Source organism: Nostoc sp. DedQUE07 (assembly GCF_034530975.2).
Classification (GTDB): Bacteria; Cyanobacteriota; Cyanobacteriia; order Cyanobacteriales; family Nostocaceae; genus Nostoc.
Genome location: NZ_JAVRCC020000010.1, coordinates 85,231 through 106,163 on the forward strand (window position 1 = coordinate 85,231; position 20,933 = coordinate 106,163).

The 20,933-nt window shown below is 41.8% G+C and carries 23 protein-coding genes; 10 read left to right on the top strand and 13 right to left on the bottom strand.

The window, feature by feature from the left end:
* Nucleotides 1-22: 22 nt before the first annotated feature.
* Together RMZ95_RS10945 and queA are read right to left on the bottom strand one after the other, a co-directional pair.
* Nucleotides 23-1,123: a tetratricopeptide repeat protein gene (locus RMZ95_RS10945; RefSeq protein ID WP_322684576.1), complete on the bottom strand. Its 1,101-nt coding sequence runs from the start codon at nucleotides 1,121-1,123 to the stop codon at nucleotides 23-25.
* Between the two features lie 141 nt (nucleotides 1,124-1,264).
* Nucleotides 1,265-2,461, bottom strand: coding sequence for a tRNA preQ1(34) S-adenosylmethionine ribosyltransferase-isomerase QueA (queA, locus tag RMZ95_RS10950; RefSeq protein WP_409882398.1), 1,197 nt, complete (start codon nucleotides 2,459-2,461; stop codon nucleotides 1,265-1,267).
* Between the two features lie 272 nt (nucleotides 2,462-2,733).
* Between queA and RMZ95_RS10955 the strand changes: the two genes are divergently transcribed.
* Nucleotides 2,734-3,123, top strand: coding sequence for a hypothetical protein (locus tag RMZ95_RS10955; protein ID WP_012412259.1), 390 nt, complete (start codon nucleotides 2,734-2,736; stop codon nucleotides 3,121-3,123).
* Between the two features lie 70 nt (nucleotides 3,124-3,193).
* Here the strand turns inward: RMZ95_RS10955 and RMZ95_RS10960 are convergent, their stop codons facing one another.
* Nucleotides 3,194-3,724: a YraN family protein gene (locus tag RMZ95_RS10960; RefSeq protein ID WP_322684575.1), complete on the bottom strand. Its 531-nt coding sequence runs from the start codon at nucleotides 3,722-3,724 to the stop codon at nucleotides 3,194-3,196.
* A gap of 14 nt (nucleotides 3,725-3,738) precedes the next feature.
* On the opposite strand from RMZ95_RS10960, the gene RMZ95_RS10965 reads away from it, so the two are divergent.
* Entirely contained in the window at nucleotides 3,739-4,344 is a 606-nt protein-coding gene (locus RMZ95_RS10965) for a pentapeptide repeat-containing protein (protein WP_409882441.1), read from the top strand.
* Nucleotides 4,345-4,422: 78 nt separating this feature from the next.
* Here the strand turns inward: RMZ95_RS10965 and RMZ95_RS10970 are convergent, their stop codons facing one another.
* A complete protein-coding gene (locus RMZ95_RS10970) occupies nucleotides 4,423-4,824 on the bottom strand; it encodes a hypothetical protein (RefSeq protein WP_322670416.1) in 402 nt (133 codons plus the stop codon).
* Between the two features lie 497 nt (nucleotides 4,825-5,321).
* Here RMZ95_RS10970 and RMZ95_RS10975 point away from each other — a divergent pair, with 497 nt between their 5' ends.
* Complete coding sequence (locus RMZ95_RS10975) at nucleotides 5,322-5,564, top strand: DUF1902 domain-containing protein (protein ID WP_322684573.1); 243 nt, start codon at nucleotides 5,322-5,324, stop codon at nucleotides 5,562-5,564.
* A complete protein-coding gene (locus RMZ95_RS10980; protein ID WP_322684572.1) occupies nucleotides 5,564-5,761 on the top strand; it encodes a type II toxin-antitoxin system HicA family toxin in 198 nt (65 codons plus the stop codon). The genes RMZ95_RS10975 and RMZ95_RS10980 overlap by 1 nt, the downstream gene beginning before the upstream one ends.
* Nucleotides 5,762-5,809: 48 nt before the next feature.
* On the opposite strand, the gene RMZ95_RS10985 is transcribed toward RMZ95_RS10980, so the two are convergent.
* The 4 genes from RMZ95_RS10985 to RMZ95_RS11000 all read right to left on the bottom strand — a co-directional run bounded on the left by RMZ95_RS10985 (nucleotide 5,810) and on the right by RMZ95_RS11000 (nucleotide 8,409).
* A complete protein-coding gene (locus RMZ95_RS10985) occupies nucleotides 5,810-6,127 on the bottom strand; it encodes a DNA-binding transcriptional regulator (RefSeq protein ID WP_322684571.1) in 318 nt (105 codons plus the stop codon).
* The gene (locus RMZ95_RS10990; protein WP_409882443.1) at nucleotides 6,099-6,425 is read right to left on the bottom strand and encodes a type II toxin-antitoxin system RelE/ParE family toxin; all 327 of its coding nucleotides are present in this window, start codon (nucleotides 6,423-6,425) and stop codon (nucleotides 6,099-6,101) included. Before RMZ95_RS10990 ends, RMZ95_RS10985 begins: the two co-directional genes overlap by 29 nt.
* Nucleotides 6,389-6,493 (bottom strand): type II toxin-antitoxin system RelE/ParE family toxin, encoded by a 105-nt coding sequence (locus RMZ95_RS10995; protein ID WP_322684570.1) that lies wholly within the window; start codon nucleotides 6,491-6,493, stop codon nucleotides 6,389-6,391. The genes RMZ95_RS10990 and RMZ95_RS10995 overlap by 37 nt, the downstream gene beginning before the upstream one ends.
* Nucleotides 6,494-6,654: 161 nt before the next feature.
* Nucleotides 6,655-8,409: an N-acetylmuramoyl-L-alanine amidase gene (locus tag RMZ95_RS11000; protein WP_322684569.1), complete on the bottom strand. Its 1,755-nt coding sequence runs from the start codon at nucleotides 8,407-8,409 to the stop codon at nucleotides 6,655-6,657.
* A gap of 84 nt (nucleotides 8,410-8,493) precedes the next feature.
* On the opposite strand from RMZ95_RS11000, the gene RMZ95_RS11005 reads away from it, so the two are divergent.
* Nucleotides 8,494-10,131, top strand: a complete 1,638-nt coding sequence (locus RMZ95_RS11005) for a CTP synthase (protein ID WP_322684568.1) — start codon at nucleotides 8,494-8,496, stop codon at nucleotides 10,129-10,131.
* Between the two features lie 115 nt (nucleotides 10,132-10,246).
* A complete protein-coding gene (locus RMZ95_RS11010; protein WP_322670423.1) occupies nucleotides 10,247-10,669 on the top strand; it encodes a hypothetical protein in 423 nt (140 codons plus the stop codon).
* Nucleotides 10,670-10,712: 43 nt separating this feature from the next.
* Here RMZ95_RS11010 and RMZ95_RS11015 read toward each other — a convergent pair whose 3' ends face one another.
* From RMZ95_RS11015 to RMZ95_RS11030, 4 genes are all read right to left on the bottom strand, one after another.
* Complete coding sequence (locus RMZ95_RS11015; protein ID WP_322684567.1) at nucleotides 10,713-12,185, bottom strand: ABC transporter substrate-binding protein; 1,473 nt, start codon at nucleotides 12,183-12,185, stop codon at nucleotides 10,713-10,715.
* 248 nt (nucleotides 12,186-12,433) lie between these two features.
* Nucleotides 12,434-13,336 carry an ROK family protein gene (locus RMZ95_RS11020; RefSeq protein ID WP_322684566.1) on the bottom strand — a complete coding sequence of 301 codons (903 nt, stop codon included), beginning with the start codon at nucleotides 13,334-13,336 and terminating at the stop codon, nucleotides 12,434-12,436.
* 110 nt (nucleotides 13,337-13,446) lie between these two features.
* Nucleotides 13,447-13,641, bottom strand: a complete 195-nt coding sequence (locus RMZ95_RS11025) for a hypothetical protein (protein WP_322670426.1) — start codon at nucleotides 13,639-13,641, stop codon at nucleotides 13,447-13,449.
* 151 nt (nucleotides 13,642-13,792) lie between these two features.
* Entirely contained in the window at nucleotides 13,793-14,689 is an 897-nt protein-coding gene (locus tag RMZ95_RS11030; RefSeq protein ID WP_292726601.1) for an ABC transporter permease, read from the bottom strand.
* A gap of 330 nt (nucleotides 14,690-15,019) precedes the next feature.
* On the opposite strand from RMZ95_RS11030, the gene RMZ95_RS11035 reads away from it, so the two are divergent.
* Nucleotides 15,020-15,307 carry a hypothetical protein gene (locus RMZ95_RS11035; protein ID WP_322670427.1) on the top strand — a complete coding sequence of 96 codons (288 nt, stop codon included), beginning with the start codon at nucleotides 15,020-15,022 and terminating at the stop codon, nucleotides 15,305-15,307.
* Nucleotides 15,308-15,548: 241 nt separating this feature from the next.
* Here RMZ95_RS11035 and trxB read toward each other — a convergent pair whose 3' ends face one another.
* On the bottom strand, nucleotides 15,549-16,919 hold the full coding sequence (gene trxB, locus RMZ95_RS11040; RefSeq protein WP_322684565.1) for a thioredoxin-disulfide reductase: 1,371 nt from the start codon (nucleotides 16,917-16,919) through the stop codon (nucleotides 15,549-15,551).
* A gap of 180 nt (nucleotides 16,920-17,099) precedes the next feature.
* On the opposite strand from trxB, the gene RMZ95_RS11045 reads away from it, so the two are divergent.
* From RMZ95_RS11045 to RMZ95_RS11055, 3 genes are all read left to right on the top strand, one after another.
* On the top strand, nucleotides 17,100-17,666 hold the full coding sequence (locus tag RMZ95_RS11045) for a Uma2 family endonuclease (RefSeq protein ID WP_322670429.1): 567 nt from the start codon (nucleotides 17,100-17,102) through the stop codon (nucleotides 17,664-17,666).
* A gap of 204 nt (nucleotides 17,667-17,870) precedes the next feature.
* Nucleotides 17,871-18,425, top strand: a complete 555-nt coding sequence (locus RMZ95_RS11050) for a type IV pilin-like G/H family protein (protein WP_322684564.1) — start codon at nucleotides 17,871-17,873, stop codon at nucleotides 18,423-18,425.
* Nucleotides 18,426-18,616: 191 nt separating this feature from the next.
* A complete protein-coding gene (locus tag RMZ95_RS11055) occupies nucleotides 18,617-20,854 on the top strand; it encodes a tetratricopeptide repeat protein (RefSeq protein ID WP_322684563.1) in 2,238 nt (745 codons plus the stop codon).
* The last annotated feature ends 79 nt before the right edge of the window (nucleotides 20,855-20,933 follow it).

Genomic DNA, 20,933 nt, shown 5'->3' on the forward strand with positions numbered 1-20,933 from the left:
AATAGCCTTAACTCTGAGTTTTTTATTGTCCGGGACTTGTTGAAGTGGATTGTGGTTCGACTGAGACAGGTACATCGCCAGGGTTTGCGGGCGTTTCTGGTTGATTTGCCGTTTGTGGCTCAGATGTTTGTACTGTAGAATCTGAACTCTGAGAAGGAGTAGCTGTTTGACTGGCTTGAGGTTGCTGTTGCCCATTTTTCTGAGCAATTTGCTGCATTAGCTGCTCAATTTTTTGGGCTTGTTCAATGTTACCTTGCTCGCGATATTCATTGTGAGCGCGTTTCAAGACTCCACTGGCTTTTTTGAATTCGCCCTGATTATATAAAGTTACTCCCAAGTTATAGTAAGCTGAGGCACTTTTTGGATTTAGGCGAATCGCTTGCCGATAAACAGAAATAGCCTCAGGAGCTTGACCATGCATTGCTAGCAAATTTGCCATATTGCTGTAGGCTGCGGCATTTTTAGGATCTAGCTTCAAAGCTTGGCGATAATTGGCGATCGCAGGCTCGATTTGACCTTGTTGTTGCAAGGCGATCGCTAAGTTAAGATAAGCATTGGCATTGCTGCCATCTAGATTAATTGCTTTTTGGTAGGCAGCGATCGCTTCCTCTGACTTTCCTTGTTCATACAGCAACAAACCCAGATTATACAGCCCTGCCACCCTTGTGGAATCGATCGCCAAGCTCTGGCGATAAGCGGTAATTGCTGCATCTTTTTCTCCTTGTCGGTGCAACACTAACCCTAAGTTGTAATAAGCTTCGCTAGAATTGGGATTAACTTTTATCGCCTCTGTAAATTCTTGTAAAGCTACATCCAGGCGATTTTGCTCTATCAATATATTGCCCAGATAATTCCGTGCTGCCCCAAGGTTAGGATCTCGCTGTAACGCTTGACGAAAGGCATATTCTGCACCTTGTAAGTCTTGGCGGTTATAGCGCGTAACTCCTTGCTGGAAAAAGCTAGCTGCTTCGAGATCCTGAGAAATTGCAGTTTCTGCCAGCAGCTTGCTAACTGGAAAATTAGTAATTGTCGGTGCAGCCAAGAGCAAAAATGCAGAACAGCCACCGAGTGTTACCTGACAAAATAAATTTAACCAATGAGAAAATAGGTATTTTTCAGACATTAATAGCAGACCTGTACTTATTTTTAACCCCTTATAAGTCAGAGTACCCACCACGAAAGAAAAAATTCCCAATTTCCAACTTTTAACTTCTAACTCTTGTACAGACGCGATTAATCGCGTCTCTTTCTTGTACAGACGCGATTAATCGCGTCTCTTCCCACTCCCCGCTCCCACAGCTGACGGCAAAATTAGCATGGCATCACCGAATGAATAAAAGCGATATCCAAAAGCGATCGCTTCGTTGTATATATTCAATAATCGTTGTCTGCCAATTAGGGCACTTACCAACATCAACAAACTAGAACGCGGTAAGTGAAAATTCGTAATCAAACCATCTACCACCCGCCATTGGTAGCCGGGATAAATAAACAAGTCTGTTTTTCCGCAAAATGGCTGTAAATTACCAGATTGAGCCGCCCCTTCTAAAGCCCGTACTGCCGTTGTTCCCACAGCAATAATTCGACCGCCAGCAGCTTTAGTGGCGCGGATTTGCTCTACTGTAGCCGCAGGAACTTCAATCCATTCTTCATGCATCTGATGGGTAGTTACGTCCTCTACTTCCACAGGGCGAAATGTGCCGACACCAACGTGTAGCGTCACAAAAGCTCGATCGATTTGGCGATCGCGCAACTTTTGTAATAATTCTGGGGTAAAGTGTAATCCTGCCGTCGGAGCTGCGATCGCTCCTGGTTGTTTAGCATAAACTGTCTGATACTGCTCATCAGCTGCTTCTGAGGTAGTGATATATGGTGGTAACGGGACTTCACCAAATACCTCTAACAGTTCCACCAAAGTCTTACCCTCTGGTACATCAAATTGCAACAAACGCCCCCCAGTAGCTGCATCTGTTTCTAGAACCGTAGCCGTGAGTTGGTGACACTTCGACAAGCTCAGTGCATCGCTGGGTACTAAAGAAGAATCTTTACAATCCTTAATTCCTAATTGCCTTCCTGTAAAAACAATCTTCGCTCCCCGTTTGAAGCTTTTTCCTGGCTTAACTAAAGCTAACCAACAGTTATGCTGCCGTTCTTCCAACAGCAACACCTGGATTTTCGCACCAGTGGATTTATGACCATAAAGCCGCGCTGGAATGACTCTTGTATTGTTCATAACCAACAAATCACCAGAGCGCAGCAGTGCAGGCAAATCATGGAAAATATGGTGTAGAGGTGCTGTTTCGATGCCTGTAGTCGGAGAATCAACTACCAGTAACCGCGAACTATCTCTAGGAACTGCTGGGTTTTGGGCAATGAGTTCTGGAGGTAGTTCGTAGTCATAGCCAGCTACCGAGCAATCTAATTCAAAATTTTTTTCTTGTGGGCTAGATGTATCTTTCAAATTGACTTGTACTAGTTTTTGGTTTATTTAGTATTTATACTCTCTTAAAAAGGCTGAGTTAAGTTTTACCTTATATTGGAACTTTAAGGCATCTTCGCTCAGTTTTGCCGCTAGGCTATAAGATTGTTACTATTAAGTAACACGGAAAAATTAATATAAAAATTGGGTAAACCTCCCCATCTAAAAACGGGGGCTTTTACCCTACCGGGAACAGGCACTGATTGACGAATATAGATATGTAGGATTGGCTTTGATCCCAAGCACCAACAAACATGGAATACTTGTACTATCTGGCAAATGCCAGTCTAACCCTGAGGGTCGTTCAACACCTCCACGCTAGACCCCAGACACCAGTTTCGTTCGTCACCGTAATTCATCAAATTGATGGCTGGGTGGTTAGGATCAAACTCAAAGGTCAAGTCTCGCCCCAAGAAGATGGCGACTTTCGGGCTTTTCTAAATGAATTAGGAATTAGCTATGAGCCGCCAATGAGGGTGCAAATGGCACTTTGGAGTTTGGAAGCTGGACAGTGCCCTGTGGATGTGATGCGTCGTTATCAGGTAGCGATCGTTTCTCACGGTAGCCCAGAAAGAGACGAAATTGAAGCGTTCCGGCAGCAGTTTGTCCGGGGCTTAGGTTACTGTCCAGAAACTTTAGCGTAAGCCTATTTGGTTCTAACGCTACTACAAAATTATTGGTCATTGGTAATTAAGATATTTTATCGATTACCAATTAACCATTATCAATTGAAAAGTCAAAAGCTGCCAGAATGTATTCTTGCAGCTTAAACTTATATCCGGGTACTGATGAAGTAGCTAAAGCTTCCTGATTTGCTGTAACCCCAGTCAGATTTTTTGATATCCTTTGACAGTAGACAATAGCAACATCAAATCGACAAGAATAATCTGCCTTCTCAGGATACTGGGCTAAGAATATTTCAGCTGTACGACAGATTTTTGCTTGCTTTTGTGGAGTGATTGCGCTTCTTCCCCCGGCATCCCAACTACCTGAACTACGGGTTTTGACTTCAACAAATGCCAATATTGAGTGCTGAGTGCTGAGTTCTCCTACTGCTCGTCTGCTCCCCTGCTCCCCTGCTGCCTCTGCTTTTCTATCATATTCAGCGATGATATCAATTTCTCCCCAGCGACAAGAAAAGCGACGATGAAGAATTATCCAACCTGTAGCTTGCAACCATTGGGCTACTAGGTCTTCTCCTAATGAACCAATATCTGGATAATGAGATGGAGGAAGGTTAGCCATTGACTAAAAATATGATGAATTCTGTGAATTCTAGGTTAAGCGATGCCTGCGGCGGTCTACGCCTACGCACAACGGGTTCTACACTCGACTTATCCCGAACAAAGTTGAGGTTGAAGTATAAAACAGACCATCACATTTGGGCAAGCATACTCAGCTTATTTCTGTGGGGAATAATTGCCATCAGCGCAACGGTCGGTTTTGCTCCAACAGCTTTGGCACTCGAATATAACAAAGAAATTTTGGTCGAGGCTGATTTTTCAGGACGTGATTTAACAGACTCTAGCTTTACTAAAGCTAATCTTCGCCAGAGCAACTTCAGTCACGCTAATTTGAACGGCGTCAGTTTTTTTGCAGCAAATTTGGAGTCTGCAAATTTGGAGGGTTCTGATTTGAGAAATGCGACTTTAGACTCGGCTCGTTTAGTCAGAGCAAATTTGACAAATGCACTATTGGAGGGTGCTTTTGCTGCTAACGCCAGATTTGATGGTGCAGTCATTGACGGGGCAGATTTTACCGATACGCTGCTGCGTCCCGATGAGCAAAAAAAATTGTGCAAACTTGCCAAGGGAACTAATCCGATTACAGGACGAGATACGCGTGACACGTTGTTTTGTCCTTAGTATTTTCTACCTGGGAATTGGGAATTGGGCATTGGGCATTGCTTATTCCCCATTCCCCACTTATAAAATATTGAGCAACTACCAACCACTTGCACCAATCTTTTGACATACAATTTTCATACCTTTGCCTGGTGAAGAACTTGCTACAAAAGGGATTTCTCCTTTTTCTTTATCCTCTTCAAGTAGCTGTCCTTCTGGCCCGTAAATCGCAATGCGATTGCGAAACAGCCGCGATTCTTTGCACGATGCATCAAAGGTAGTCTCGAAGATGCCATCTCCATAGATCCCGTAAAGCTTGTATATCGTGCCCTTAATCGTTTTTGTGTCCAGAGCTACGCTGTTTCCCAATTTATCATGCCCTACAGTGATATATCTTTCTGCATCTTGAGCGATGGCTACGCCAACACCTCCGGTGAACGCACTGCCATTACTCAATAAAATAGCGATCGCACCTACTATGCCGCCTAACTTAAAATACATACAGTTTCAAAATATCAGATTTCATATATTTCTACCCGCGATCAAAGCGGTTCTGGCAGGGTAAAAGCACTGAAATCAAGACAGAACAAGCTGTTATACTAGTTAGTAACACCTTATGGGAAGCCTCAAGCACTAAATAAATAGCTGCAATACTTTTCAAAGTATGAGTGAAACACTTGGTGATATTGCCATACCGCCTCAGTTTCCCGATCGCACTCAACTACCAGAGTCTGATGGTGCGTTTGTGTTCGCAAAGCTGGCAAGCCGAAAAACTTAGTAATCACAGACAAAAGCTTACTACAGACTTCAACTAGTTTCACCGTAGTAGGCAAATCAGCGATGTCTACGACGGGTGGTTCCTGAGCGCAGCCGAAGGGCTACGCCTACGCACCTGATAACAAGTCAAGATTGTATCTGATTTTGTAAGTTACTTGCAAAATTTTCAAAGTTCTGAATTAAAATTGTTTACATACGTGCGATAGCTAAAAAAGCGAATTATGAATACTTTTATTGTCAAAGTAAGCGCTTTTTGGGATTCTGAGGTCAATGTTTGGGTAGCTAGCAGTGATAATCTACCTGGGTTGGTTACAGAAGCTTCTACTATTGAGATGTTAACAGCAAAACTAAAAGCTATGATTCCAGAACTTATTGAATTAAATAGAGTTGAATCTGACAACAAAGATTACATTGATTTATACTTAACAACGCATCGTCATGAATCAATCAAAATGGCTGGCTAATGAGTGTTTCCTTTACTCCTGAAGTTAAAAAACTTTTAACAGAAGCCGGATGTTATTTTAAAAGGCAAGGAAAAGGAGATCATGAAATTTGGTATAGCCCAATTACAGATAATAACTTTGTAGTTGATAGTAAAATAAAATCACATCATACTGCAAATGGAGTATTGAAACAAGCTGGTTTAGATAAGCATTTTTGAGTTTATTAAGAGAGCGATCGCATCCAGCAAGTATGCAGGGTTGACCCCTTAATCAATCAAGGTATTCAATCCCCGTTTCTTAACTAGGTGCAATAGCTTAAGAGCAGTGCCACTGGGACGCTTTTGACCGATTTCCCACTTTTGAACCGTTGATAGACTTGTATTCAAAATCGCAGCAAATACTGCCTGACTGACATGAGATGATTCGCGTATTTCCTGAATTTGCTTAGGTTCTAGCGGTTCAATTTCAGACAAACACAGACTGTCAAATTCACGCAATGTAGTTTGATCCATTAGTCCAGCCTTATGCAGCCCTGTAGCCGTTTCGTGAACGGCTTCAAGAATCGCTGATTTCTTCTTCGCCATTGCAAATTACCTCCATCAATTCATCTTTCAGCTTGGCCTTTTCGAGATCCTCTAGCGTGTAAGATAACAGCACCGATGTCAGCTTTTTTAATGCTTCTTCTTCTTTTTTGTTAATGTTACTGCGCTCATTTTTCGGGAAGCCGAAAACAAAAAACCAGCAATCTCCCTTATTGGTCGCCACCAGTGTGCGAAAGCCACTACGCTTACCTTGTCCAGAGCGGGCAATCCGCTTTTTGAACAGTCCCCTCCTATATCTGCTTCCTAAAGTCCTGCCGTCATTTCGTTTACAGCCGCGCAGAGGCTGAGGTCGTTTAAACCCTCTTTGCGTGCCCAACGGTCAAACCATCGGGTTTTGTAGATTATCATGCTATGGTCATTATCTTCGCTTATTATGTAGCACCAAGTGCTATGCTTGGCAATACACTATAAAAGTCAAAAAGCTTGAACAAAGACCGATCGCAACATTGAGTAGAAACTAGCTAATCGCACTCCACCAGATACAAAGGTAAAACTCTAGTTCTCCAATTTTATTTAACACTTTTAAACCACTCAGTAATTCCCTGAGCGATCGCTTTTGCCATTTTCTTCTGTTCTTCTGGGTTCACTACCTGCTCAAATTCATCGGGATTACTCATAAAACCCAATTCTAGTAACACCGATGGTGCAGCTGTCGGACGTGTCAGCGCCAAATTATCCCAAAATACACCATAAGAAGGTTTGCCGAGTTTTTTAACAACATAGGTCTGTAAAAACATTGCCAAGTTGTGGGCTTGGGGTTGATACCAAAATGCGCCGAATCCCTTAATTTTTTCGGCATCACCATCATCGGGTAGAGAATTGTGATGTATGGAAATAGCGATCGCAGGTTCTTCTTGACTGATAATTGCCTGACGTTCTACTAGCGAAACTTCCTTGTCGTCCTCCCGTGTCATTACTACCGTTGCTCCTTCCTTCACCAACTCATCGCGCAGCAACTTAGATACCACCAAATTCACATCTTTTTCTAAATATCCAGTTGGGCCACTGGCACCAGATTCTTTACCGCCATGCCCTGGATCTAGTACAATCTTGAAATTAGCTAAAAGCTTGCGTCTTGTGTTCCCGATTTTAGGCGGATGACGCAAAGCCAAAACCAGGGTTGTACCGTCGTATCTCAGCTTATATCCCCACTGTTGAGCTTTTTTGAGGTTAAAGGTGTATTTTACTTGTCCTGGGGCTTCCTGTTGCCAGTCTAGGCGATAAATTAGGGGGTCATCATCCAGGCGAATTATGTCCGTTTGGGCAGTGGTATTGTAGAGAGTGAGAGCGAAAGCACCCTCACTTTGTTGCACGCTCACAGGTACGGGAACTTGCAAGGGGAAAACTATTTCTGTCGCACTAGGGAGTTGACGGTATCCGACACTGCGAATTATTGTTTGTGGCGGAACTGCACCAGGTAGAATGCGGGTTTCTTTACTATTAATCCAAGCGCCGTAATCTAGGCGCAACCATTCACCTTCCCTACCTGTAACTGTTGCGCGTGTGCCTTTGGGCAGTGGTGTGAGTCGCGAATAATCGGTGCTAGGGCCAGTACGAGCAACGCCTGACTCTACTGTAACCTCAAAAACTGGCAATTGCGCTCTTGAGAGGATTTCAATCTTACCAGATCCTGGTTGAGTTATCGTCTTGCCGTCAAGTGTCAGTTGAAATTGAGGTTTTCCTAGATCGGCAGCTGTTGCCACTGTGGTGCAACCTTGATAATTGCCTACGCTAGACTGGGCATGAGGCTGATTTTGACCTGTCAAAGCTGCCAAATTATTTGGTAGTTGTGCTTGTTGAGGTTGTGGTAAAAGGGCAATAGTTTGATTAGCCAGGATTACAGAAACATTAGCGTTAGGGGGTGCGATTGCGCCAAAACAAATTACTTCTCCCGGTAATCTGGCAATGTCAACTGCGGGAGTAAGAGAATCTTTCGCAAAGGCTACCCCCTGTGGTAGTTCAGGGCTAGCGTTAAGCCCGATCACCTTAATTTTAAGTTCTTGATTGTGGTAACGCACAGTAAAAAGATTCTCCCCCAACTGCAAGGGGAAACTAGGGGAAAAATGACCAGCTTTGCTGCGGGTAATTGGCTTACTATTGATCAAAACCTGACCATCTGGTGGTGCAGTGCCCAGAAAAAAGATTTTTTGGGCACTTGTCTGGTAGTTTGTCTGGGGAAAAACGACTATAAGAGATGGCTCTGCCAATGCTACCGAGGAGGTGAGAATACAGCCTAATATTACTAATCCTAAGAGGTTTTTCACAGCAAATCACAGAAGATGACACCACAACAACTGTGGCACAATGACGGGATGTATTTTTAGAAGTTGTTAGAAATTCAAACTACTATGACTAAGTTTATCTTTGTTACTGGAGGCGTAGTTTCCAGTATTGGTAAGGGCATTGTAGCAGCAAGTTTAGGGCGTTTGCTCAAGTCGCGCGAATATTCGGTGTCGATTCTCAAACTCGACCCTTATATCAATATCGATCCTGGGACGATGAGTCCCTTTCAGCATGGGGAAGTATTCGTTACCCAAGATGGTGCGGAAACAGATTTGGACTTGGGGCATTACGAACGCTTTACCGATACCTCAATGTCGCGCCTAAATTGTGTGACTACTGGTTCAATTTACCAGGCAGTCATCAATAAAGAACGGCGCGGAGATTACAATGGCGGTACTGTACAGGTAATTCCTCATATTACCAATGAAATTAAAGACCGGATTCTGCGAGTTGCTAAAAGTACAAACCCTTCTGTAGTAATTACAGAAATCGGCGGGACGGTAGGAGATATTGAATCGCTGCCGTTTTTGGAAGCAATTCGCCAGTTCCGTAAAGAGGTGGGGCGGCAGAATGTGCTGTATATGCACGTAACACTGGTACCGTGGATTGCCTCTGCGGGTGAAATGAAAACTAAGCCGACACAGCATTCAGTTAAAGAACTCAGATCCATTGGCATTCAACCGGATATTTTAGTTTGTCGGAGCGATCGCCCTTTACCCAAGGGATTAAAGCAGAAATTGTCGGGATTTTGCGATGTGCCGGAAGAATGCGTCATCACTTCCCAAGATGCCAAAAGTATCTATGAAGTACCCCTAAATCTAGAACGGGAAGGAATGGCAGAACAAGTGCTGAACTTGCTGCAAATGGAACAACGTAAACCAGATTTGACGCAGTGGCAAACCCTAGTACAACGTTTGCATAGTCCCAAGCACGAGGTAGAAATTGCCATTGTTGGTAAATATGTGCAGTTAAGTGATGCCTATCTATCTGTAGTAGAAGCGCTCAACCATGCTGCAATCTCCACTTATGGCAAACTGCGCCTGCGTTGGATAAATTCAGAAGAATTGGAAACTGAACCAGCCGAAAATTATCTTAAAGGTGTCGATGGCATAGTTGTACCAGGAGGTTTCGGGGTTCGAGGAGTCGATGGTAAAATTGCCGCCATTAAATACGCCCGCGATCGCCAAATTCCCTTTTTGGGTTTATGCCTGGGTATGCAATGTTCTGTGATTGAGTGGGCCAGAAACGTAGGGGGATTAACAGGTGCTAATAGTGCTGAATTTGACCCTTACACAACCGATCCGGTAATTAATTTATTGCCAGAACAGCAGGAAGTTGTGGATTTAGGGGGTACAATGCGCTTAGGATTATATCCTTGTCGTGTTCTCCCTGATACTTTAGCTTTTAAGCTCTATCAAGAAGATGTGATTTATGAACGACATCGACATCGCTATGAGTTCAACAATGCTTACCGCGATTTGTTGTTAAAGTCTGGCTATGTAATTAGTGGTACTTCTCCTGATGGACGTTTAGTTGAAATTGTGGAATTACCCAAGCATCCATTCTTTCTTGCTTGCCAATTTCATCCAGAATTTCAATCACGCCCCAGTACACCTCATCCTTTATTTAAAGGATTCATTCAAACAGCGATCGCTCTTTCTCTTTCGAGATCTAGCACACCAACACCATTGGAGGTGTCATAACAATTCAAAATTCAAAATTCAAAATTCAAAATTAATTGCAACATTAACTTAAGACTTCAGTAGATTTGGATATCCAGGGTGCATCATTCGTAAATTTCGGACTTGAGGAGATGTTGTGGCGTACTGGGTGAAAATCCTTTACGAGAGGAAAGAATATGTAGTAAATTTTGAACGTGTCCATGCTTTTTGTTATGAACTGAATGGCAGAGTTACTTTTTGGCTACCCGATAGTGCCATTCCCATAATAATTAACCCACAAAATAACCTGGAAGATTATCAAAAAATTCTCGATTATTTAGAATGTGTGACAGGATTAGAATTAGAGCGTGCCCACTGGGTGAAAATAATTTACGAAAAAAATGAATATGTCATTAATCTCAACTGCATCAGTTCCTTTTGTCACGAACCGAATGGCAGGATAACTTTTTGGTTGCCAGATGGCACTATTCCTATTATCATCAACCCTGTGAGTAATCCTGAATCTTATGAAAAAGTTGTGAAATACGTTCAAAAAGCAACAGGATATTCTTTGTCTTGAAATTACTGTGTAGCAGAACACAAGGTAACAATAAAATAGCTCACTACCATTCATCAAAAATTTGTTTTATCCGCTCAATTGCCGTGTCTGCTGCTTCTTCTGGAGATATGCTATTGACAACTATTTCATTAACAGCTTTACCCCAAACATTCTCTTCTAAAACTAGGCTGTAAGCAGGGTTTTGGACAATATAAAATGGACGAGTATCTTTAGTTAGTGTTTGAGTTGCAGTGGAAAGATGAGGATCTGCTCGATTTGTCCAAAAAGGATCTTTCCAAACAGACTTCATTACTGGTAGATACCGACCTCCGGTAGCTTTGAGATAGTTTCCTATTATTTCAGGTTTAATTAAATATGCGAGAAACTCTTTGGCTGCCTTTTGGTTTTTAGACTCGGCAAACAAAACTATTTCATTAATCGAGACTAAGAAGCGCATCGGTTTACCATTAGGTTTGTTCGGAAATTCTAGAATACCAAGCTTGTGACGATAGGTGTCAGAATCTTGGCGGACAGCAGCAGAAATCGAGAGCGAACTGTTAGGCGTCATAACCACGCCACGATTGAGTAAGCTGCGATTATTGTCTGGATTTAACCAGTTTACTGCGTCTGGTGGTACGTAGCCTTGCTGGAAAAATTTCGCATACCACTCTAAGCTTTTAACAATACCTTGATACACCTTGGGATCGTTGAGCAGAAGTTGACCCTTGGAGTCTAAAATTTGGACATTGTATGCCTCTAAAATCTGCTCAAATAAGTAGTAGGTATCCGTAGAACCAGTGGAGAAAGGAAAGCCTAACCCGTAAATATTCTGTTTTTGCTGTGCGCGCAAATCATCCTGCACTTGTTTCCAAAACTCCCAGAAAGCATCCCAATCTTTAGGGATATCGCTTTGAGTTCGACCTACTTTCTCTAGTAAGTCTCGCCAGTAAAAGATGTGAATTGTTAATTGATTAATTGGGACTGCATAGTAACTCGGTTTTTTATCAACGTTGTTATATAAACGAACTGCTTCCAACACACCTTCAGAATAAATACTTTTGACTGGCTCAATTACATCAGAGACATCTGCCAATTTACCTTCCCAGGCAAGACGTGGATACAGCTCCCTCTCAGCACTGCTATTTATGACGAGATCGGGTGAATTACCTGCCTGAAGTGCCCTTTGAGTCTTTTGTGGCAATTCATCGTTAGTATAGAAAGTAAGTTTAATTTTGTTGCCGCTTTGTTGTTCCCAGTTACTAATGATCTTCTGAAGCGCTTCATCCTCTTCCAAGGTATAACCTTTATCTGACCAAATCTTCAGGACTTTACTGTTAAGAGGAGATTCGGTGACTGAAGATTGGTTAGATTTTAAGATGTTAATGCAGGCAAGAATTATCAAGCTGAGTATCAATGCCACTAGTACGTAGCGATGGCTAGCTCTTATTACCATTATGGTAAAAGTTTGCTTGACTCTTTGCTGATTCTTCAAGCCTTTAGCCATTGGACTGGCTTTGGTTCTGAATAACATGCTCATTTTATGATTTATTGCCAGAAAAACATCTTTACTGCATCTTCTGACATTACATAGCGTTTATTCAAGCTTAAATAGTTGCTTTTCACTCACTTTTCAACATCAGTTAGAATTGCTAAGTAAGTGGGCAAGAATAAATTAAACTATGTTACGTAATGTAAAATTAATTAAATTACCTCGTAGTTAGAGCTTAATTTTTCTTCTAATTTGTAAAGACAGATGTCTCTAGCTGGGGTTGTTTGAACCATAATTTAAAATCTTGAATAGTTTTGCCATGCCAACTTTGCTGCACCTACTATCCCAGCAAAATTGCCTAACTCCGCTGGCAATATCTGTAAACCCTCTCGCGATAAAGGCTGCACTCGCTTCTCAATTTCTGCCTTCACACTTGGTAAGAAAAACTCAAAGCTACCACTGATACCGCCACCAATCACGATCGCTTGTGGTGTGAGTACATAAATCAAACTCGTCAAACCAATTCCCAAATTAGCACCATATTCTTGCCAAAAAGTCAATGCTGCGGCATCTCCTTGTTGGGCAAGAAAACCCAATTCGATGGGTTCCTTGAGAGTGCGGCGGCGAATTGCAGTAGCACAGGCATATTGTTCCAAAGAGCCTCGATTGCCACTATTACAAATTGGGCCATCAGGATTTAAGGAAATTAAACCCAATTCCCCGGCGGCTCCTTGATGTCCAATAAATAGTTTGCCATCAAGGATAATTGCGCCACCAACCCCAGTACCTAAAGTTAGCAGAATCAGATTTTGAAAGTGGCGACCAGCTCCCAGCCAAGCTTCTCCCAAAAGAGCGCAATTAGCATCATTAGCGATCGCAGTCGGTTTGCCAGTTTTAGCTTCTAACCAGTCTGCTAAAGGCACGTCGATCCATCCAGGCAAGTTAATGGCGATTTTAGCAATCCGTCCTGCGGCATCGGATGGGCCAGGAGTACCAACACCAATCGCAACAGCTTGATTATCTGGATCGATTTGAGCGATCGCATCTAGCAGAACCGCCAACACCGCTTCCGGCGTTGTTGGTTGAGGAGATACCACAGTTAAAGATTGCAGACAAGTACCATCATCTGCAAAACGCCCCAGCTTAATTGCCGTTCCCCCGACATCAATGCCAATTACTTGAATTTTGTCATTTGTCATTTGTCATTTGTCATTTGTAATTGGGTATGAGGCATTGGTAATTGGTGAACAGTTATCACCCATTGCCTATTGGCGATCGTCGAGTTCAAAATCAACAATTCGTCAGGGTTTTAGGATTTGGCACGAAAATATTCTAAATTTTCTGTCCTATTGGGTGCGACTCGTAAATTAGCAACAGTCATAGTACGAACACTAGATTGCTCTTGCCAAGCTGTAATTGGCGCACCTCTTAAGATACCAGCAAGAGCAACAGAAAGGATAAACCCGCCAGTGGCGGCAGCAATTAACGTTAGATTATCTTTCATACAAATCTCTGTATTGTTTATTTGTCATTTGTCCTTTGTCCTTTGTCCTTTGTCCTTTGTCTAAAATTAATGACCATTGTACAGACGCGATTAATCGCGTCTCTACTGACCAATGACTAATGACCAATGACCAATGACCAATGACCAATGACTATTGTCGGATTCTATTTTCTCTCCGTAATCGAGGATTGACAAATTCATTTAACCCTTCACCAAGTAGTGATAACCCTACCACCATGAATGTCATCGTTAAACCAGGAAAAAGTGTAGTCCACCAAATACCAGTAGGTAGAGCTTCTAGGGCTTGTTTTAAATCGTGTCCCCATTCTGCCACTTCTTCGGGAAGTCCTAACCCCAAAAAGCCCAAACCGCCCAACACCAAAATCGCATCAGCGGCGTTGAGCGTGAATAGGACGGGTACGCTTTGAATGACGTTGAAAAACAAATAACGAGAAAGCACAACCCAAGTGGAAGCGCCCATTGCTTGAGCAGCTTCGATGAACACTTCGGTTTTCACGCTAACGGTGTGGTTACGAACAACGCGGTAATATTGGGGGATGTAAGCAATGCTAATAGCGATCGCTGCATTCAATATCCCACGACCCACCACAAAGGCCAGTGTCACAGACAGCAGTAGTCCCGGTAAGGTGTAGATGCTATCCATAATAAATAGCAGCACTTTATCCAATTTACCGCCGAGATAACCACTCAGCATCCCCAAAGGCACACCGATAATCATACTCAGTGCCGTTGCCAAAATTACCACCTGCAAAGCAGCTTGAGCGCCGAACAATGTCCGGGAGAATACATCATAACCCAGGCGACTAGTACCAAACCAATGTTTAGCTGAGGGTGGCTCGTGAATTGGATTAGAGAGAAAATCTTTGGGGTTTTGCAGCCATCCCCAAGCTTGCAATACAGGAGCGAAAAATGCTAGGAAGATGAAAAATAGGGTGATGGCTAACCCGATGAGCATGAGTTTTTGCGAAAGATTGAGACTTTTGCCAAACTGTAAAAATGTTGGTAGTCGCCGTTTTGTAATGGCCATAAAGCGATCGCCTGGAGCAAAGCTTGATACGCTGACCATTTTACATATTTAGATAGGGGATTGCGTAAACATCTTTAAATAAAAGTCCGACTACTTCACGTGGATACAGATATAGACTGAGTTAGAGGTGAAATTATGCCTGATTTTTGCCAGTGCTTTTAACTACGATTCAGAGTCCTACAATATTCGCGATAATCTTTATCAACGAATCAGTCCTCTTGATGATGCAGCCTTTAATTTTTTTGACACACTTTCAGTATTTTAACTGTGGTCTTGGCTGTTAATACTTAATTAATATGTAGCACAATATTTTTTATTATCTTAGTCATTGTGAAACCTCTTCTACAGACTTACTTAGAACAAGAAATCTGGATACTAGTGAGAGATAAGTGGTATTTCGCCACAATTATCGGAGTTTGGGATGATTTATTGTCCTTTAAACATAGAACTTACAACAAAGATACAGAGGAGGATACTTTCTGGGAAATGGTTGTGAAAATCAGTGAAGTAATTGCTATTGATAAAGTTAGGTCTATTATTAGTAGAAAACCAGAGATGCTTATTTCACGCCTCCTAGAAACCGATCAAAGTACAAGCGATCCTCATCAAGATAATTAATATTAATTAGCTCAATTTAGAAGATAGACTCATTCTTTGCACCTGTATCAAGATGCAAAAAATGAGCAGTAAAGTTGTCGGCTATGATGCAATACAGTTCAGAATGAGCAACAAAACCCTGATGTAGAGACGCGATTTATCGCGTCTTAAAATACCAATTATCTACACCAATAACTTATAATCCAAACGTATTGGGCTATGGCAGGTGTTGGATATTGGGAACTGTCCAATACCTACTATCTCAAAGATTACTTTCAATCAACTGGCGATATTCGCTCTTTTGCTTCACGCCTTTGACTTCCTTCACCAGTTCCTTATTTTTGAACAATTGAACCGTTGGCGTTCCTGTCACACCAGCATTTTCAGCAATATCTCGGTCTTTGTCGATGTCAATTTCCACAAAGTGAATCTTGCTATCAAATTCATCCACCACTTTATTTAAAATTGGCTTCAGGGTATGACAAGGGCCACAACCAGGAGAAACGTATTTAACCAGGAGTAAGCGATCGCTTTCATGGAACAATTTCCGTAAAGCATAACCTCCCTGATGGCGCGTCCCATCCAAATTAAATCCAGCTTCTTCCTCAGCTTCAGTTTTTTTGGCTGGCTGATGTTCTAATTCATTATCTGCTGTTTCTGGTTGTTGATGGAATTCTTGAATCAAGCCACTAGATGACAACCAACGTTCTGCCAACATTGCCGCCATACAGCCAGTACCCGCAGCCGTGATTGCTTGCCGAAACTCATGGTCTTGTACGTCGCCAGCAGCAAAAACGCCTTCTACACTGGTTTCTACAGAACCAGGCTTAGTGACAACGTAACCTATCTCATCCAGTTCTAATTGTCCTTTAAATAGAGAGGTATTGGGACTGTGACCAACGGCGTAAAATAAACCCTTAGCGTGCAGTTGGCTCTCTTCACCAGTTTTAGTATTGCGGACTTTCACCCCTTCCATGTGACCGTTACCGAAGATATCTACGGCTTCTGTGTTCCAATGCACTTGGATTTTCGGGTTGTTCAAAACGCGGTCTTGCATAGCTTTAGAAGCCCGCATTTTATCGGTGCGTACCAACATATTTACCTTAGAACCGTATTTAGTGAGGTAAATTGACTCTTCTGCCGCCGAGTCACCAGCACCAATCACAGCCAATTCTGCGCCGTGGAAAATTGGTGTTGCACCATCGCAAATTGCACAAGCGGAAATACCCCGACTCCAAAATTCGTGTTCGTTGGGTAAACCCAAACGCTTTGCTGTTGCACCCGTAGCAATGACGATACTGTTGGTTTTAATTTCCCTTTCTTGCGATCGCACTGTAAATGGACGCTGACTCAAGTCAACTGAGATAACATCTTCAGTATATAGTTCAGCCCCCCACCGCTCCGCTTGCGCCTTCATTTGATCCATCAGTTCCGGCCCGGTAATTCCTTTAGGAAATCCAGGAAAATTTTCAACTTCCGTCGTTGTCATTAGTTGCCCACCAGGTAAACCCCCAGCTTGGAAACCCTCAAATACAACGGGTTTCAAGTTAGCGCGTCCAGCATAGATGGCGGCTGTGTACCCTGCTGGGCCAGAACCGATAATTACCAAGTTTTCTACAGTTGTGTTAGTCATGAAAATATACGAACTCATAACGACTACGCTTAATATAGCATAATAAACTGTGATTGGCTACGTCAGATGGGAAGCGATCGCAAGTTAGAAAAATCGGGAATACAGAGACAGCGCTTATATGTTGCCGCTTGATGTGCGAGGAGTATTTATGATAGCTATAAGAGTATTTGCTGTCGTGTTATGTCTTTTACTATTACAGACTTAGAGCAGCTACAAACCGAGCATCCAGAATGGCAGATGGAGCTGGTAGAGGGGAAAATCATAGTTATGGGGCCATCAGATTACGAGTCAGAGGAAATTGGCGCTCGTCTAATTACCTTTTTGAATAACTGGGTAATGTCGCGCAAGCTAGGACGTATAACTGGTTCTAGCGCAGGATTTATTCTACCGAATATAGAAGAGGACGACTCGGAAAAAAGAAACTTGCGTGCCCCTGATGTGTCTTTTGTTAAAGCTGAACGATTGAAGAAGACCAAGCGCGATTTTGTAGAGTTGGTTCCAGACTTGATGGTTGAGATTAAATCTAAAAGTGACAGAATCAAACCACTTGAAGAGAAGATTCAGCTATTCTTGCAACTTGGGTCTACAGTCGGTATATTGATTGACCCTGACAAATTGACAGTAACGGTTTATCGAATAAATCAAGATCCAGTGGTGATGCACAATGGCGACATCCTCACACTACCAGACTTGCTGCCAGGTTGGGAACTGGCAATATCAGAACTGTGGCCACCTGAGTTTGAATAAGATACTCTCACAATCGAAGTTGAGAATCTCACCCTTGGTCAACAGCAGAGATTTAGTGATGTTTGTGTCATTTCGGATGCAAGGATTCTGGATCGTGTAATTGTATCTCCTCAAACTTTTTTTCTGGAGGTGATAGGAAAGCGATCGCAGCTGGGTAAGTTACATCTAGAACACCCAAGCACTTCCTACTCCAGGAAAACACTTATGAAAACCGAATTAAAAGCTAAGTTTCTCCAACACATCCTCAACAAAAAGAATGAAAATGAGGGTTTTACACTTATTGAATTACTAGTAGTAATTATCATCATCGGTATTTTGTCTGCGATCGCTCTACCTTCTTTCTTGAACCAAGCTAACAAAGCCAAGCAGTCAGAAGCTAAAACTTATACAGGTTCGATGAACCGTGCCCAGCAAGCTTTTTACTTAGAACAGAACGCATTTGCAGCTCAAGCTGACTTTGGTAAGTTAGGTCTTGGTGTGGCAACACAAACCACAAATTACATATACAAAATTGATGGTGGTGGTGCTAGTGCCAGTATTGTAACTAACCAAGCAAAAACAGTAATTGATAATGCACCTCTCAAAAGTTATGTTGGTGGTGTGGGTATAGCAACACAAGCTGCTACAAGTGAAGCTACTACCATAGCTATTTTATGTGAAGCAAATCAGGCAAGAGTTAACACTGGTGCAGATGTAGCAGCAGCTACATATACTGCAAACGGACCTAGTTGCCCCGCCAACTTTACCTCTTTGAAATAAGTAGAAACATGATTTACTACGTAAGAATATAGTTCGGTTAAGCCACTTCATCGCAAAACTAATTCTTTATGTAGTTTGCATTTAACTAAATTATGTATTTTTTAAAGTGGGTAGATTTTTCTATCCACTTTATTTCCATAATGTGAGTCATTCACAATATATTACCCATACACTTTTCCCCAACAATCACAATGATTACTAATACATATAATTGGCAAAATCAGGCTGAAGAATACTTCATTCAAGAAAACTATCTGGAATCGTCAAAATTATATGAGCAAGCAATTGCTATAGAACCAAATGCTGTTTCATATTATTGGCATTTAGGATTGATATTATTATTACAAGGTCAAGAGGCAGAAGCTCAAATGACTTGGATGCTGCCAATGACAGAGGCAGACGAAAAGCATTTAGAAATTTGGACAATTGAACTGTTTGAATTTTTGCAAATAGAAGCAGAAAGGCGCGAAAATCTAAGGCAATACTCCATAGCCTGGTTAATTCGTCAGCATATGCGGGAAATTAATCCTAGTGATATCAATAATTTACTCCAGATTTTATTGCTTTCTCTCAAACTCGAAAAATTGGAAGAAATTGATGATTTGCGTGAGTGGGGATTAATTAAATTTTTAAATGAAAAGCAAAGTGCAAATGTCAATACCGAACTATTAACACAAGTTTTACAAGAAGTTTTAAGTACTATTCCTTTACATCCAATAAATTTAGATTTAGCAGAAGCTTGTTTACCTTACTTTTCTGATATTTATCAATGCTTCGATATACTGCTTACGGCTGCTCTGCAAATTGGTCATACTTTACTACAGCCTGTACTAGCATCATCTCTTCTGGAATTGCATTTACGATTGGAGCCAGAAAATGTAGAAATTTTGCGGCATTTAGCGATTTTTTATCAAGATGCTCGTAATTATTCCCAGGGTATAGAGACAGCTAAGTTGTGTTATTCCTTATCAGAAGGCTTGGCTGATAAAATTTTTGCACTCCATTTGCTGTTAAGAGGTCTAATGTCAGCAGGGGGATATTGGCAAGAAATATGTACAACTTGTCAAGAGTTAGAAACTGTATATAAAAAGTTTATCCAAGCCAAACCAATTGCTTTAGAAGAAGCAAGAATATTACGGTTGCTTACACCATCTTTTGCGATACCTCACATTAAAGATACTCCTGCTGAATTCCGAGCTATTCATAATAAAGTAGCTGAAATTTTTAATCACGCTCTTCAAGCTATTGCTAAATCAAAAGAAAAAAACTACGATCGCCAAATTATTAATCATTCCTCTTTAACTACTAATTCAAAAAAATTAAAAATTGGTTATATATCTTACGCTTTAAGAAATCATTCTGTTGGTTGGCTAGCTCGCTGGCTATTTCAGCATCATAATCGAGATAAATTTGACATTCATACTTATTTTGTTAACTATAAATTAGTAAATGACTATCTCCAGGACTGGTATTTAGGTCAGGCAGGAAAAGCACGTCAATTAGGTATGAATGGTCTAGAAATTGCTGACCAGATATATCAAGATGAAATTGATATTTTAATTGACCTTGATAGCATCACTCTAGATATTACTAGTGAAGTGATGGCACTCAAGCCAGCCCCCATTCAAGTTACTTGGCTGGGGTGGGATGCATCAGGCATACCTGCAATTGATTACTTTATTGCAGATCCTTATGTACTGCCAGATGATGCACAAGATTACTATACAGAAAAAATCTGGCGATTACCTCAAACTTACATCGCAGTAGATGGTTTTGAAGTTGGTGTACCAACTCTCCGCCGCGATGACTTGGATATTCCTATGGATGCCGTTGTATATCTCAGCGCCCAAAGAGGATATAAACGCCATCCAGAAACGACAAAGTGGCAAATGCAAATTATTAAACAAGTACCTAACAGCTACTTTTTGATTAAGGGACTTGCTGAACAGGAAACAATTAAACGCTTCTTTTACCAAATTGCCGAAGAAGAAGGTGTAGATTGTTCTCGGTTACGATTTTTACCACAAGTTCATTCAGAGTCAGTTCATCGTGCTAATTTAGGCATTGCTGATATTGTATTAGATACATTTCCCTACAACGGAGCGACAACAACCTTAGAAACATTGTGGATGGGTATTCCTTTAGTGACAAGAGTTGGCGAACAATTTGCAGCGCGTAACAGCTACACCATGATGGTGAATGCGGGTATCACAGAAGGTATTGCCTGGACAGATGAAGAGTATATAGAATGGGGTGTGCGCTTGGGGAAGGATGAGGCTTTACGTCAGCAAGTCGCTTTGAAGCTGAAAGCATCTCGGCAAACAGCCCCGTTGTGGAATGGTAAGCAGTTTACCCGTGAAATGGAGAAAGCTTACGAACAAATGTGGCAGAACTATAGCGGTTCTCAATCGCATGGAATACAGACCTAACCCCCACCCCCTTCCCTACAAGGGAAGGGGAGTAAAATTCAAATGCCTCTCTCCTTGTAAAAGAGAGGTTAGAGTGTAT

Excerpts from the sequence above, each read along its gene's own strand:
- RMZ95_RS10945 (WP_322684576.1), bottom strand. The coding sequence starts at position 1,123 with ATGTCTGAAAAATACCTATTTTCTCATTGGTTAAATTTATTTTGTCAG.
- RMZ95_RS10955 (WP_012412259.1), top strand. The coding sequence starts at position 2,734 with ATGGAATACTTGTACTATCTGGCAAATGCCAGTCTAACCCTGAGGGTC.
- RMZ95_RS10960 (WP_322684575.1), bottom strand. The coding sequence starts at position 3,724 with ATGGCTAACCTTCCTCCATCTCATTATCCAGATATTGGTTCATTAGGA.
- RMZ95_RS10965 (WP_409882441.1), top strand. The coding sequence starts at position 3,739 with ATGAATTCTGTGAATTCTAGGTTAAGCGATGCCTGCGGCGGTCTACGC.
- RMZ95_RS10970 (WP_322670416.1), bottom strand. The coding sequence starts at position 4,824 with ATGTATTTTAAGTTAGGCGGCATAGTAGGTGCGATCGCTATTTTATTG.
- RMZ95_RS10975 (WP_322684573.1), top strand. The coding sequence starts at position 5,322 with ATGAATACTTTTATTGTCAAAGTAAGCGCTTTTTGGGATTCTGAGGTC.
- RMZ95_RS10980 (WP_322684572.1), top strand. The coding sequence starts at position 5,564 with ATGAGTGTTTCCTTTACTCCTGAAGTTAAAAAACTTTTAACAGAAGCC.
- RMZ95_RS10985 (WP_322684571.1), bottom strand. The coding sequence starts at position 6,127 with ATGGCGAAGAAGAAATCAGCGATTCTTGAAGCCGTTCACGAAACGGCT.
- RMZ95_RS10995 (WP_322684570.1), bottom strand. The coding sequence starts at position 6,493 with ATGATAATCTACAAAACCCGATGGTTTGACCGTTGGGCACGCAAAGAG.
- RMZ95_RS11005 (WP_322684568.1), top strand. The coding sequence starts at position 8,494 with ATGACTAAGTTTATCTTTGTTACTGGAGGCGTAGTTTCCAGTATTGGT.
- RMZ95_RS11015 (WP_322684567.1), bottom strand. The coding sequence starts at position 12,185 with ATGAGCATGTTATTCAGAACCAAAGCCAGTCCAATGGCTAAAGGCTTG.
- RMZ95_RS11020 (WP_322684566.1), bottom strand. The coding sequence starts at position 13,336 with ATGACAAATGACAAAATTCAAGTAATTGGCATTGATGTCGGGGGAACG.
- RMZ95_RS11025 (WP_322670426.1), bottom strand. The coding sequence starts at position 13,641 with ATGAAAGATAATCTAACGTTAATTGCTGCCGCCACTGGCGGGTTTATC.
- RMZ95_RS11030 (WP_292726601.1), bottom strand. The coding sequence starts at position 14,689 with ATGGCCATTACAAAACGGCGACTACCAACATTTTTACAGTTTGGCAAA.
- trxB (WP_322684565.1), bottom strand. The coding sequence starts at position 16,919 with ATGACTAACACAACTGTAGAAAACTTGGTAATTATCGGTTCTGGCCCA.
- RMZ95_RS11045 (WP_322670429.1), top strand. The coding sequence starts at position 17,100 with ATGTCTTTTACTATTACAGACTTAGAGCAGCTACAAACCGAGCATCCA.
- RMZ95_RS11050 (WP_322684564.1), top strand. The coding sequence starts at position 17,871 with ATGAAAACCGAATTAAAAGCTAAGTTTCTCCAACACATCCTCAACAAA.
- RMZ95_RS11055 (WP_322684563.1), top strand. The coding sequence starts at position 18,617 with ATGATTACTAATACATATAATTGGCAAAATCAGGCTGAAGAATACTTC.